This window comes from Pseudoalteromonas sp. Hal040 (assembly GCF_037162425.1).
Lineage (GTDB): Bacteria > Pseudomonadota > Gammaproteobacteria > Enterobacterales > Alteromonadaceae > Pseudoalteromonas > Pseudoalteromonas gelatinilytica.
Window position 1 is genome coordinate 1628176 of record NZ_JARLUU010000001.1, and the last position, 14637, is coordinate 1642812.

Consider the following 14637-nt stretch of genomic DNA (forward strand, 5'->3'; position numbering starts at 1 on the left):
GTTTACGAACGAACTTGAGCAACTTGTTATAAGCCATTAGTTGCCACTCTTTGCCCGCAATGAATACAAACAATTGAACCCGAAAACCAGCGCCAGACTACTTTATCCCAGCTACCACTTGATGCTGGATGTGGCTTTTGAAAACCTTGAACAGTTAAGCATTTATTGCAATGTGGGCATCGGTTAAAAAATGCCAAAACAATATGAATTAAAACTGCGCAAAGAAATGCGCTGAACAAATAAACCAAATGGCTGGCACTTGCTTCAGGTTCAGAAAACATTTTCCCATAAGCCAATGATACAAAGAAAACTAGCAAAAGTGCCCAAGCCAAAAATACGCTTAACACATCAAGTTTTCCAATTATCGATTTCATCACCGAACTTCCTTTGGCTTATAACATGTTTATAGCGAGCTAATCCCTCGTTTTTCTTATTAGATTATTTTTAACAAACTTGTTAACTAATTACCAGTGTTATTAAAATTTAGGAGTTCTCGCTTTTACCTCAGGATAAAAACGAGCGATTGGGTCGTTTTCTTGACTATACGAGCGACTGAGCTAAAACTGTATATATATACAGCCTCATTTCAAAGGAATGAAAACTCGCTCTCCTTATTTAAACTACATTGCAGACTATATGCTCACTCGTCAGTATTCATTAAGAACAATTAATGCTTATTTAGGTTGGATCGCAAAATTTATTCACTTTCACAACAAACGTCACCCAAGCTCAATGGGAGATGCAGAAGTCAAAGCGTTTTTAGACCATATTGTATTAAAACGTAATATGTCACCTAGAACACAAAGTGCAGCTTTAAATGCGCTGGCTTTTTTATATAAACATATTGTCAAAAATGAGCTTTCTTTAAACTTGAATTTTGCACGAAGTAATCGACAACCCAAGCTGCCTGTAGTGATGACGCCTGATGAAGTAAAGCAATTGATGAGTCATCTTTCCAAGCGATATTACTTAATCACGGGGTTAATGTATGGAAGTGGTTTGCGTGTGATGGAAGCGGTGCAATAGCGAGTAAAGGACATTGATTTTGATTACAAATGCATTCAAATTTGGAATGGAAAAGGCAACAAGCATCGTATAGTTACTCTTGCAACGGAGTTGATCCCATTACTTAGAAATCAAATTTTGCAAGTTGAAGAATATTTAAGATTAGATTTACAAAACGAGCGATACGCAGGTGTGTGGATGCCCAACGCTTTAACTCGTAAATATCCCTCAGCTAATAAATCACTAGCGTGGCAATACTTATTTCCTTCCTACAAATTAAGTGATGACCCAGAAACTGGCGAGATACGTCGCCACCATTTCCACCCTACATGTGTTAGAAAAGCGATTAAAAAAGCATTAAAGCAAACCAATATTACAAAGGTTATTACGCCTCATACCTTGCGCCATTCATTTGCAACGCAGCTATTGCAAAGTGGCGCCGATATTCGCACCGTTCAAGCACAATTGGGCCATTCTGATGTCAAAACCACACAGATTTACACCCATGTTTTACAACAAGGAGCAAACGGTGTTGTAAGCCCATTAAGCAAAATTTTCTAGCTATAATTAAAGATGCGTTAACTTATCATTCAATGTGTAGGGCTTGGACCGTTTCTTGATTGCTCAAAGCAGCAGTTAGAGCATTTAACCTAACTTATTTTGGGGCAAGAATGAGTTAAACCAAGAAGCAGGTTATGGAACAATACCGACTTTCACTTTTAAATGAATAATACTCAAAATAACGTTAGAAAACTTATAGCACCCGTACGTTAAAGCTATAAACCAATAAAAATAAAAAAAGAGTAAAGCGTTCACTTTACTCTTTCAGATAATTCAATATCTTGTTGACTCGCAACTCGCAACTCGCAACTCGCAACTCGCAACTCGCAACTCGCAACTCGCAACTCGCAACTCGCAACTCGCAACTCGCAACTCGCAACTCGCAACTCGCAACTCGCAACTCGCAACTCGCAACTCGCAACTCGCAACTCGCAACTCGCAACTTACTTCAATCTAATCGACGTTGCTTCAATCTCGATTAAACCTTGCTTAAACAAACCGCCAATGGCTTTTTTGTAGTTTGCTTTACTGGTTGAGAAAGTCTTTTTAATTGCTTCTGGGTCTGATTTATCACCTAAGTGAAGTACGCCGCCTTCGGCTTTTAATTTAGCTAAGATTTTTTCGCCTAAGTCGTTTACTTTGCCCATACCTGGCTTTTCAAGTAGTACGTCGATTTTGCCGTCCTCACGTACTTTTTGAATAAAGCCTTTTAAGCGCTGACCAACAAATAGCTTTTTAAATACCGTGTTGTAGTAAACAACACCAATGTGGGCTTCGTTCACGAGTACTTTGTAGCCAAGGTCTGTTTTACCGGCAACGATTAAGTCAACTTCTTCCATCGTTGCGTAAGTTGGTTCTTCTTTCGATAAAAACTTATTAAAGTTGCTTGATGCGCAAATACGTTGGCTAGCATTATCTAGGTATAAACGTACAAGATACGAAAAGCCGTCTTTCATTTTTGGCTTTTGTTCGTTGTATGGCGCTAGTACGTCTTTTTCGAGGCCCCAATCCATAAACGCACCGGTGCTATTGATTGCTTTAACGCGTAGTAGGGCAAATTCGCCTACTTCAGCTAAAGGTTTTTTTGTAGTGCCGGTTGGGTGACCTGCGTGATCTAAGTAAATGAATACTTGAACGCTGTCGCCAGCTTCTAGTTCGTAATCAATTTCTTTGCTTGGTAAGAATACTTCGCCTAAATCACGGCCATCTAAATAAGCACCTTCGTTAGACATTTCGTTAACGAAAAGGGTTTGTGTGGTTCCTAAAATACTCATTGTTATTCCTGTTCTGGCTTTTTCTTACGGCGCATTGGAGCAAAACCATCTACATCAATTGGTGCTTGAATAGGGGCTTTAGGCTTTTTAGGGGCTGCTTTGCGTTTTGGTTTAGCAGGTTTTGCAGCCACTTTTTTCTCTGCTTTATTCCAAACTGTGTTTGGTTTTTTCTCACGCAGACCTTTAAATTTACCAACAAGGCCGTCAACGGTGAAAAAGCTTAATTCATCATTTAAAAATGCTTTAATTGCTTTGTAGCTAGGCCAATCTTTCGGGCCCACTAACGAAATAGCAGTTCCTTTAAAGCCTGCGCGACCAGTACGACCAATACGGTGCACATACTCTTCAGCATGTTTTGGCAGGTCAAAGTTAATAACGTGAGTCACGCTTAATAAATCAAGACCACGTGATGCAACATCAGTGGTGATTAAGATTTTAAAGTTTTCACGGCTAAAGGCATCCATAATTTCAAGGCGCTTAGCCTGTGTTAAGTCACCCGCAAGTGCTTGTGCTTTAAAGCCTTTATCATTTAATAGCTGACTTAAACGCTGAGTATCGGCACGTGTTGCAGTGAAAATAATGCATTGGCCAACATTGTCTTGTTTTACAAAGTGCTCAAGTAGGGCTTCTTTGTGATCTAGATGATCAGCTAAATAAAGCTGCTGGGTAATGTCACTATGCTGCTCGTTAGAGGCACTTAACAGTATTTGTTTTGGTGAACGTAATAAGTTACGTGACAGGGCATCAACTTGTGCATGGTCTAGAGTTGCTGAAAACAATAACGTTTGACGCAAGCGGTGATCAGCAAGGTCGTTGATCATTTTAACTTGCTCGGTAAAGCCTAAATCTAAAATACGGTCGGCTTCATCAAAAATTAAAAGCTCTAAGCCTGAAAGCTGTAATGAGCGTTGACTTAAATGGTCAGCTAAACGCCCCGGAGTTGCCACTACAAAATGAGGGTCTTTACGAAGTGCTTTAATTTGGTCATTAAAGTTTTCACCACCCAGTATTTTTACCGCACTAATATTTGTGCCAGCAATTAATAACCTTAATTGGCTGTATACTTGGGTTGCTAATTCGCGGGTAGGCGCAACGATTAAAACGCGTGGGTCGCGTTTACTGAGAGCTTTTTGTTTCATTACGCGCTGTACAGCAGGTAATAAAAACGCCAGCGTTTTGCCCGATCCTGTTTTTGACTGTGCAAAAATATCATGGCCTGCGATAGCTGTAGGTACCGCGTGAGCTTGAATGTCAGTGGGCTGGGTGATGCCTTGATGCGCAAGTTGTTTTTCGAGGCGTGTATCAATCCCAAGTTCAGTAAAATGCAATGCGTAATCTCCGATGAGCAAAATTTAGTAAATCTTGTTCATTATAACGCACTTGCCTTACTAGGAGACAGTAAAAACACAGCTATTTCGCATCAGTTTTTGCAATTATCGCTAATTCGCGTAAAATACGCGCCCTCAATGCGCCGGATTTGCGATTCGGTTAACGCCCCACATGGGCATTTAAAGCAAAAGGTAAAACCATGACTGCTGTTCATAAAGACAATGTAACTAGCGAGCACTTTGTTGTTTGCGCACTTTACAAATTTGTAGCCCTTCCTAATTTTGAAGCGATTCGCCAACCATTACTTAAAGTAATGGAAGACAATGAAGTACGCGGTACTTTGTTACTTGCGGCTGAAGGTATTAACGGTACTGTTTCAGCTAAACGTGAAGGTATCGATAACCTACTTGCATGGTTAGATGCACAACCAAACCTAGATAACATTGTGACTAAAGAGTCATACGATGACGAATGCCCGTTCTACCGTACTAAGGTAAAACTGAAAAAAGAAATCGTAACTATGGGTGTTGAAGGTATCGACCCACGTGAAGTTGTGGGTACATACGTAAAACCAGCTGACTGGAATGCGTTAATTTCAGACCCTGAAGTGATTCTTATCGATACGCGTAACGATTACGAAATCGAAATTGGTACTTTCCAAAATGCGGTTGATCCAAACACTAAAACATTCCGTGAATTTCCTGCGTGGGCGAAAGAAAACCTAGACCCAGAAAAGCACAAGAAAGTCGCTATGTTCTGTACTGGTGGTATTCGCTGTGAAAAATCAACGGCGTACATGAAAGAGCAAGGCTTTGACGAAGTATTCCACCTTGAAGGCGGTATTCTTAAGTACTTAGAAGAAGTACCAAAAGAAGAAACCATGTGGGAAGGTGAGTGTTTTGTATTCGATAACCGTGTTGCGGTAAATCATGACTTGCAAAAAGGTTCTTACGACCAATGTCATGCGTGTCGTATGCCTATCACTGAAGAAGAAAAGCAAAAGCCAGAATACATGGAAGGTGTTTCGTGTCATCACTGTCACGACAGCCTAACAGAAGAGCAACGTGCACGTTTTGCTGAGCGTCAAAAGCAAATCGAATTAGCACAGGCGCGTGGCGAAGGTCACATCGGTAATGAAGCGCAAGAAGTTCTTCGTAAGCGTAAAGAAGCTAAAAAAGCGCAAAAAGAAGCACAGCGCCAACAGTAATTGTTAGCTTTATAAATTGATAGAAACCCCAGCATAGTCTGGGGTTTTTTTATACCTGTTCGTTTTAGCTACATACAGTTTTTTACACATCTTAAACAGTCTCTAACTGATGTTAGGAATACTATCTAACTTAAGCTTTTATACTGATGGGATGAGAATAGAATGAATAAATTACTGCTAGGTTTACTATTTTTAGGTGGCTGCGCGACACAAGGCGTTGATAGAGCCGACCAAAATGTGATGATTAAACGCTTTTATGCAAAAGTGACATCGGTTCATCCGGTTAGGTTATCATCAAACGTTAAAACGGGTATAGCAGCAGGCTCTACAATTGGTCTTGTTGATCAGCTAGATGGCAACCACGAAGATATGATTGCAGGGGCAATTGCAGGGGCACTTGTTGGCGGCCTAGTAACTGCTATATCAGAAGGTAGTAATGATGCCTTTGAGTATTCATTAAGATCAGAGCAAGAAGGTAGTTTTACGCTAATTCAAAAGGAACAAATAACTGATCAATCTGATTGTGTAGAGGTAACCATAGCAAGCGAAGCACACTTAAGAGAGGTCGATTCATCACATTGTCGTTTCTAATTAGAAAACACAGGCGATGTATGCGTTTATTTCACCTTGGCTAATTGTTTATTAAACGAAGTCAGCTTTTTATTGATCACAAAGCTGTTACACTTCGTAACAATTAAAACGATTCTTATTTAGGTGAAATTTTGACAATAGGCAAGTTACATACATGGACTTTAATTGCTTGTATTAGTTGTGTTTGTGTCGCTGAGGCGGCTAATGTAGTTGTAGAATCAGTGTCTGTTGAAAAGTCTAAACAACAGATAAAAGCAGTGGGTAATGCAGAAGCGATTCACTCAGTCACTCTTTACCCAGCCGTTGGGGACAGAGTCACCGCTGTTTACTTTAAACCAGGCGATAACGTTGCCAAAGGTGACTTACTATTAGAGCTTGATTCACGTAGACAAAAAGCAGCGTTGATCGAAGCTGAAATTACATTAAAAGATGCTGAGCGCACCATGAAAAGGCTTGAAGAAAGTCATGCTCGTGGTGCGGTGCCACAAAGTGATTTAGATGATGCGAAAACGCTTTATGAGCTTGCAAAAGTCCAGTTAATGCAAGCGAAAACAGAGCGTGAAGACCGCGAAGTTCGTGCTCCTTTTAGTGGTGTTATGGGTTTAACTGACGTTGAAGTGGGCGACAGGATCACAACCCAAACAGCCATTGCTACCATTGATGATATTTCTGAGCTTTATATCAATTTTAATGCCCCAGAGGCCGCTATCTTAGTGCTTAAACAAAAATCTTCGGTCGAAGTGGTTCCTTGGTTAGGCGATAAAGCTTACACGGCTGAAGTGGCAGAGCTTGATTCGCGTATCAATGCCCAAACCCGCACTCTTAGAACAAAAGCCAAACTTGATAATAATGCCCAGCAATTTATGCCGGGTATGAGCTTTCGTGTACACATAAATATTCTAGGTGAAGAGCTTGCCGTAGTACCTGAAGCTGCGATGATGTGGGGGGCAGCAGGCCCTTACGTATGGAAGAGTGTCGATAAAAAAGCAACTCGTGTTGATGTAAAAATTGAGCAGCGTTTAGCAGGGCGTTTGTTAGTTTCTGGTGGCTTAAACGAAGGCGACTTATTGGTGACAGAAGGAGTTCAGCGCCTAAGACCTAATCAAGAGCTTAATTTCATCAATGACGTGCAGCTAGCCAAGGAGTAATGATGAAACAGCAACCTATGATGGAAGACTTACCATCAATGGCGATACGTCGTCCTGTTTTAATTGTGGTACTTAACTTACTCATTATTATCGCCGGTATTGCTGCAATAGCAGGGGTTGAAGTACGTGAGCTTCCTGACGTTGATAGACCTCGTATTACCGTATCAGCCTCTTTTCCGGGTGGCTCACCAGAAACTGTAGATACCGAAGTAACTAGCAAGCTCGAAGGGGCCGTTGCCAGAGTAAGTGGTGTAAAGTCGATTCGTGCGCAAAGTGAAGAAAACAACGCTCGTATCGTGGTTGAGTTTCGCCCCGGTGTTAATCTAGATGATGCAGCAAACGAAACTCGCGAATCGGTGGCCCGTGTTCAGCGGGAACTACCCGAAGAGGTAGAACGGGTATCAATTATCAAGGCCGATAACGATGCCGAAGCGGTAGTATCGTTAACGGTATCAAGTGATAGCTTATCCCTTGAGGCACTGACAGAGCGTGTTGATGTTGACTTAGCCCCGCAGTTTTTGACCATTCCTGGAGTTGCCGATGTACGCTTAAATGGCGACCGTGAACGGGTGCTTAGAGTGCGTATCGACCCACTTAAGCTAAGCAGCTTTAACCTTACCGTACCAGATATTGCCGATGTACTTAGACAAGCTCCCTTTGATGTGCCAGCAGGTAGTTTAAAATCAAGCGATCAACAGGTGATTGTTCGTGCTGATGCAACGTCAATTTCTGCTGAACAAGTGGCTGACATTATTGTACGTGATGATACCCGTATTGGCGATGTTGCAGCTGTTTACTTTGGCCCAGCTGATCCGCGCTCATTCGTAAGGCTTAATGGTACACCTGTCATTGGCATGGAAATTATTCGTCAGGCGCAATCTAATACCATTGAAATTTCAGATGAAGTGCTAACTTTAATCGAGCGTATGCGAGTGCGTTTTCCTGAAATGGAATTTACTTTAACCTCTGACGATGCGCAGTTCATCAGAAGCTCAGTTGATGAAGTCATTAACTCCTTGTTACTAACCGTGCTACTTGTGGTGATCACACTGTGGGTGTTTATTGGCTCATGGCGCGCAACGCTGGTTCCTGCATTTGCGATACCTGTGGCATTAATTGGCTCTTTAGCGCTTATTTGGGCGCTTGGTTTCTCGATTAATATTCTTACCTTGCTTGCACTCGTATTAGCTACTGGCCTAATTGTAGATGATGCCATTGTGGTAAGTGAAAACATTCAACGTCAGCGGGGCTTAGGTCTTGGTCGTCGTGCAGCTGCAGTGGTTGGTACGCGTGAAGTATTCTTTGCTGTTGTGGCAACAACCGCCGTATTAGCTGCGGTGTTTGTGCCTATTGCCTTTTTACCCTCAACAGCTGGACGCCTATTTAGAGAGTTTGGTGGTGTATTAGCTGGCGCTGTGATCATTTCAAGCTTTGTAGCGCTGTCTTTGGTACCTGCGTTGACATCAAAACTTAAATTAAAGCAGGGTGGTTTTCATCCATTTGCTAAAGTTGGCCATGGTTTAGCCGCCGTTTATAAGCGCACAATACATGGTGTGCTTGAGCATGCATGGCTTACCTTTTTTGTATGTTTGTTGGTTGCAGCATGCTCTGGGGCACTTTATTTCAACCTAGATAACGAGTTATTACCAACAGAAGATCGCGGTAAAATCCGTATATTTGCCCGAGGTCCTGATGGTGTTGGCCTGAACTTTATGGACAGGCAAGCGGTGCAAATGGAAGATATCCTACTGCCTTATGTTGAAAGTGGTGATATTGAGTCTATTTACACTGTGGTTGGGCAATGGGATCCAAATATTGTATTTATCACTGTGCCGTTAAAACATTGGGACGAACGTCATTTTAGTCAGCAAGAAATTATCAATAAAATACGTGAACCTTTAGGGAATATTCCTGGTGCGGCTGGTTACCCAGGTGGCTCAAATAGTTTGAACTTACGTGGTCAAGGCGGTGGTATTGAGCTTGCTTTATTAGGGCAAGATTACCTCGAGATATTTAAAGCCGCGCAAGAGTTCTCTGCTGAAATTGAAAAAGCAGTGCCAGAAGTGGCGCCTGTGCGTATTTCGTATCAGCCGTCACAGCCACAATTACGGGTTAATATTGATAGACGTCGTGCTGAAGAGCTTGGCGTATCGCTTAGTGATATCTCTGTGACACTACGCGCAGCAATTAATGGTGATGATATCGCCGATTTAAACATTGGTGACCAATCAATTCCGATTATGCTGCAAGCACAAAATCAAACTATCACTAACCCAAGCGACTTAGCTAACTTGTATGTTGGTGGCCGTAATGGTCAGTTAGTGCCATTAAGTAGTGTGGCAACGATTACTGAAGAAGGTGTTGCAGCTGAGCTTGAGCGTCATGCGCGACGCCGTGCTATTGAACTAAGTATGGAAATGCCAGAAGGCGTTACCATTGCTGAGCTGGTTACAAAAATCCGTGATATTTCAGAGCAATCTCTGCCTGCTGGCATCAGTTTAGCGTTTAAAGGTGAGGCATTAACCTTTGAAGAAACCGCCAATGAAGTATTAATGACCTATGTTCTGGCCTTTTTAATTGTTCTTCTGGTATTGGCAGCGCAATTTGAAAGTGTAAATAGTGCAATTGTGGTGATGATCACCGTACCGTTTGGTATTACATCAGCGATTTTGGCACTGTATCTAACGGGTACATCATTAAACATTTACTCGCAAATTGGTTTAGTGATGCTGATTGGTTTGATTGCTAAAAATGCCATATTGCTGGTGGAATTTGCCGACCAATTACGTGATCAAGGCCGCTCGGTAAGAGTTGCGGTAGAAGAGGCTGCACTAGTTCGTCTTCGCCCAATCGCGATGACGCTAGTTTCAACTTTATTGGGTGCATTACCACTTATTTTATCTACCGGCGCGGGGGCTGAGGCTCGTAACGCGATTGGTTGGGTGGTATTTGGCGGTTTAGCACTTGCGGTGTTATTTACTCTGTATCTAACGCCTGTCATATACCTTGGATTAGCTCGCTTTACTAAACCAAGAGGTGATGAGTCGAAACTTCTGGCTGAAGAGTTAGAAAAGGCTTAATCCTATTGAATTGGCTATTTTTCTTTGAAAAAATAGCCAATTACCCTCACAATTAATACAAATGCTATAAACTAGGTACGCGTATGCAAGCCGAACATGTCGATATTGCCCAATTTCTTTCTGATCATGCACCGTTTGATGATCTTCCTGAAGAGGCCGTCAATAAACTCGCCTCACAAGTCGAAATCGCTTATTTTCGTGCGGGTACACAAATATTAAATTACGGCGAAGATATCGCTGATCTATATGTTATACGCACCGGTGCTGTTGAAATGTATCGCCGTGATGGTGAGTTATACAACCGCTTAACGGTAGGGGGGATATTCGGGCAGATGGGTTTGCTGATGAACCGCAAAGTGCGCTTCCCGGCAAAGGCGCTTGAAGATACCTTAGTGTATTGCATTAATGTTCAGTTATTTAACCAATATTGTGATGAATACGACGTGTTTGCTGATTTTTTTGAAGCCGATGGTAATGTTAGGCTTCATCAAGCTGTTGTAGAACAAGCAGATAGCAACGATTTAACAACTGCTAAGGTCAAGTCACTTCTTCATCGAGATGTTGTTACTGTCGCAAAAGATGCGTCTGTGCAAATGGTTGCACAGTTGATGACACAAGAGTCAGTTTCATCGGTATTAGTCACTGATGCAGATAAACCGATCAGTGATGATCCTGATGATGATGACGGGCAAGTCGTCGGTATAATTACCGACCGTGATTTACGTACCAGTGTGATTGCAAATGGCTTAAGCTATGAAGCTCCAGCAGAGCAAATTATGCAAACCGATTTAGTTTTGCTTGATAGCAATGCCTATGTGTTTGAAGCAGTACTTGCAATGCTCAGAGACAATATTCACCACCTGCCAGTTGTTGTGAAGAAAAAGCCTATTGGCGTTATTTCGCAATCAGACATCTTACGCTACGAATCACAAAGCAGTTTATTGCTAGTGCGGGGTATTTTAGCGCAGCAGTCTGTTGAAGATTTAGCTCACTATGCAAGGCAGTTGCCTAATGTCTTTGTACGCATGGTGAACGAAGATGCTAACTCCCACATGATAGGTACGGCTATGGCCGTTATAGGTCGTACATTTAAACAACGCTTACTCGATTTAGCCGAAGAAAAGTTTGGCCCGCCACCGGTGCCATACTGTTTTATTGCTTTAGGCTCTATGGCTCGTGATGAGCAGTTAATCGTTACCGATCAAGATAACGCCATTATCCTCGATAATGGTTTTAACGAGGAATTACATGACGAATACTTTCAAAACTTAGCTGACTTTGTTTGCGATGGTTTAGCTGAGTGTGGCTATAAGTACTGTGAAGGTGAAATTATGGCGTCATTCAAAAAATGGCGTTTAACTCGCGAGCAATGGCAAGAGCAGTTTGCTGGTTGGATGGCAGAACCTAAACCGCAGGCTTTATTACATAGCTCGATTTTTTTGATTTAGACGGTGTGTACGGTAAAAACAAATGGGCTGATGAGCTCAAGCGCTTTATCGCAACAGAAGGGCGCAAGAATAAACGTTTCTTGGCAAACCTTGCTGCGAATGCGCGCAACAGAACACCGCCTCTAGGTTTCTTTAAAGACTTTGTGTTAGAGCATAATGGGCAACACAAGCGTTCTATGAACTTAAAACGCCGTGGCACAGCGCCTTTGTCTGATGTAATACGTGTGCATGCATTAGCTATCGGTAGCCGTAAACAGAATTCATTTGAGCGTCTAGAAGATATTATTGATGCCAAATTACTTCCTGAGGGTAAAGCGCAGGATTTACGTGATGCTCTAGAGTACATTGCCATGATCAGAATAAGACACCAAGCATGGCAAATAGAAAAGCTTGATGAAACGCCTGATAACGACTTAGAGCCTCATTTACTTTCTCCTTTTGAGCAGCGTAATCTCAAAGAGGCATTTGCGATTTTAGATAAAGCGCAGAATTTCCTTAAATTCAGATATTCTGCCAACACTGGGATGAAGTAATGGCAAAACAAGGCGCGAAACTTGATTGGCCCACTCGCTATCAACAGTTATTAGCACAGAGCAAACAGCCACTAATTAAAGCATTTTATGAATCAGCTCTTTGTGATTTAAACATGCCTATTAGCGATGTTCCCTTCGTTGCACTTGATTTTGAGACAACCGGTCTAAATTATCAAGATGACGATATCGTCAGTGTTGGTTTAATCCCATTCAATACTAGGCGTATTTTTTGTAAAGATAGCCAACATTGGATTGTTCAACCAAGGCGTAAGCTCGCTGAAGAGTCGATTGTTATTCATGGTATAACTCACTCAGAAGTGAGTGATGCACCAGACTTTTCAACAATTATGGAGCCATTGTTAGCAGCATTAAAAGGCAAAATTATTGTGGTGCATTTTGCACCCATTGAAAGGCATTTTTTATATCAAGCGTTGCAAGCACGCTTAGGCGAAGGGCTTGAATTTGCCGTTATAGACACATTAGATCTGGAAACTCGTGCTCTTAGAGCAAAGCAAGGGTTACTAGGGCGATTATTTAACTCTAAGCTTGATTCTGTGCGCTTAGCAGACTCTCGTATTCGTTATTCGTTACCTGCGTATCAAAACCACAACGCACTGAATGATGCCACAGCCACCGCAGAGCTGCTACAAGCGCAAATAGCTTACCACTACCGCCAAGATACACCGCTAAGCGAATTACTCATATAGCGCCTGTAGAACCGACTTTTTGTCGGGTATTTAAATTAATTAAGCAAAGCTTATAAATAAAAAACGCCGCAAAAGCGGCGTTTTTTATTATTTAACGGCAAGTTTAGTTTCTTGGTTCTGTTCGTAAGCCAAGGATTAAACTCACACACATTAATAGCAATACAAAGGTAAACGGTAAGCCCGTAGATACGGCGCCTGCTTGTAATGCTTCGATAGCTTGTGTGCCACCAATCCAAACAAGTGCAGCTGCAATAGCGCCCTCGATTGTTGCCCAAAAGATACGTTGTGGTACTGGTGCATCAACTTTACCACCTGCAGTGATAGAGTCGATTACTAATGACCCTGAGTCTGATGAAGTAATAAAGAATACGAGTACTAGCACAATTGCAATGAATGAAAGCACTTGTGACATTGGTAGAGCTTCAAACATTTGGAACATAGCAAGTGGTACATCAGTTAAACCTTTTTCACCTAGTACTCCAACTTTATCAATAACTTGTTCAATCGCGATACCACCATAAATTGACATCCAGAAGATAGTCACAACAGTAGGAACCAGTAATACAGCAATTAAGAACTCACGGATTGTGCGGCCCTCAGATACGCGCGCAATGAACATACCTACAAACGGTGACCATGAAATCCACCAAGCCCAGTAGAATACAGTCCAGCCATGCATCCATGTTTCATCTTCACGGCCATGTGGGTTACTTAATGGAATAATGTTCTCAACATAACCCATTACAGTATTTGGAAGGTTACCAAATGCTGCAGAAAAACCAACAAGTGCAACAAATACAAGTAATACAAAAGCAATAAGCATGTTTACGTTACTAAGCAGTTTTACACCGCCATCAATACCGCGAACAACAGAAATCACAGCAAGTAACGTTACACCCACAATAACGCCAATTTGTAAGCCAATTCCGCTGTCAGTACCAAATACGTGATTAATACCTGCAGCAGCTTGTTGCGCTCCTAAACCAAGAGACGTTGCAAGGCCAAATAGGGTGGCAAGTACAGCGAGAATATCAATAAGGTGGCCAGGCCAGCCCCACGCTTTGTCACCTAAAATAGGATAAAAAATTGAACGAATTGATAACGGCAAGCCTTTGTTATAGCAAAAGAATGCCAATGATAGTGAAACAACGGCGTAGATTGCCCAAGGGTGTAAACCCCAATGGAACATAGTTGCACCCATTGCCATTTTGGCAGCTTCTGGCGTATTTGCTTCAACGCCGAGAGGTGTTTCGTACCAGCCTGTAAAGTAAGCTACAGGTTCTGCTACGCCCCAGAACATTAAGCCTATACCCATACCTGCAGCAAATAACATTGCTAACCAAGAAATACGAGAGTGAGTTGGACGCGCTTCTTTACCACCTAAGCGAATATTACCGTAGGGTGAAACAATTAACGCAAGGCAAAACAATACGAATAAGTTTGCTGACCACATAAAAAAGCCATCAAAGTTATTAATAATGTCATTCTTAATGCCATTTAGGGTTGTTTTTGCTGTTTCAGCATCTGAAACAAGTGTTGCCACTAAAAATAGGGCGATTAAACCCGCACTGATGCCAAAGACAGGGTTGTGCACATCAAAACCCCATTTTTGTACATTGTCCTGACCGACAGTGTAGTCGGTATTATCGATACTGTACTTGTCATGATGTTCGCTCATGAATACCTCTTGTTGTGATTATGTTTAGCAGAGAGCTAAACGGCCGGTTGCTACCTATTTATTTCATTGCAAGTTA

The 14637-nt window shown here is 42.0% G+C and carries 9 protein-coding genes and 2 pseudogenes; 7 read left to right on the top strand and 4 right to left on the bottom strand.

Annotation, left to right across the window (positions count from 1 at the left end):
- Positions 1 to 26 precede the first annotated feature (26 nt).
- On the bottom strand, positions 27 to 377 hold the full coding sequence (locus P4S60_RS07270) for a hypothetical protein (protein WP_337115486.1): 351 nt from the start codon (positions 375 to 377) through the stop codon (positions 27 to 29).
- A 217-nt stretch (positions 378 to 594) separates the two neighbouring features.
- On the opposite strand from P4S60_RS07270, the pseudogene P4S60_RS07275 reads away from it, so the two are divergent.
- A pseudogene (locus tag P4S60_RS07275) lies at positions 595 to 1566 on the top strand (integron integrase).
- A gap of 443 nt (positions 1567 to 2009) precedes the next feature.
- On the opposite strand, the gene P4S60_RS07280 reads toward P4S60_RS07275, so the two are convergent.
- Positions 2010 to 2840, bottom strand: a complete 831-nt coding sequence (locus P4S60_RS07280) for a CvfB family protein (protein ID WP_138625480.1) — start codon at positions 2838 to 2840, stop codon at positions 2010 to 2012.
- A gap of 2 nt (positions 2841 to 2842) precedes the next feature.
- A complete protein-coding gene (locus P4S60_RS07285) occupies positions 2843 to 4168 on the bottom strand; it encodes a DEAD/DEAH box helicase (protein ID WP_337115487.1) in 1326 nt (441 codons plus the stop codon).
- 200 nt (positions 4169 to 4368) lie between these two features.
- Between P4S60_RS07285 and trhO the strand changes: the two genes are divergently transcribed.
- From trhO to P4S60_RS07315, 6 genes and pseudogenes are all read left to right on the top strand, one after another.
- Entirely contained in the window at positions 4369 to 5376 is a 1008-nt protein-coding gene (gene trhO, locus P4S60_RS07290) for an oxygen-dependent tRNA uridine(34) hydroxylase TrhO (RefSeq protein ID WP_337115488.1), read from the top strand.
- Positions 5377 to 5538: 162 nt separating this feature from the next.
- The gene (locus tag P4S60_RS07295; RefSeq protein ID WP_337115489.1) at positions 5539 to 5967 is read left to right on the top strand and encodes a hypothetical protein; all 429 of its coding nucleotides are present in this window, start codon (positions 5539 to 5541) and stop codon (positions 5965 to 5967) included.
- A gap of 131 nt (positions 5968 to 6098) precedes the next feature.
- Positions 6099 to 7115, top strand: a complete 1017-nt coding sequence (locus P4S60_RS07300; RefSeq protein WP_442961478.1) for an efflux RND transporter periplasmic adaptor subunit — start codon at positions 6099 to 6101, stop codon at positions 7113 to 7115.
- Between the two features lie 2 nt (positions 7116 to 7117).
- Positions 7118 to 10195, top strand: a complete 3078-nt coding sequence (locus P4S60_RS07305; RefSeq protein WP_337115490.1) for an efflux RND transporter permease subunit — start codon at positions 7118 to 7120, stop codon at positions 10193 to 10195.
- A gap of 83 nt (positions 10196 to 10278) precedes the next feature.
- A pseudogene (locus P4S60_RS07310) lies at positions 10279 to 12176 on the top strand (DUF294 nucleotidyltransferase-like domain-containing protein).
- Positions 12176 to 12883 (top strand): 3'-5' exonuclease, encoded by a 708-nt coding sequence (locus P4S60_RS07315; protein WP_337115491.1) that lies wholly within the window; start codon positions 12176 to 12178, stop codon positions 12881 to 12883. The pseudogene P4S60_RS07310 and the gene P4S60_RS07315 overlap by 1 nt, the downstream one beginning before the upstream one ends.
- Positions 12884 to 12986: 103 nt before the next feature.
- Here P4S60_RS07315 and P4S60_RS07320 read toward each other — a convergent pair whose 3' ends face one another.
- Entirely contained in the window at positions 12987 to 14561 is a 1575-nt protein-coding gene (locus P4S60_RS07320; RefSeq protein WP_337115492.1) for a BCCT family transporter, read from the bottom strand.
- Positions 14562 to 14637: the final 76 nt, after the last annotated feature.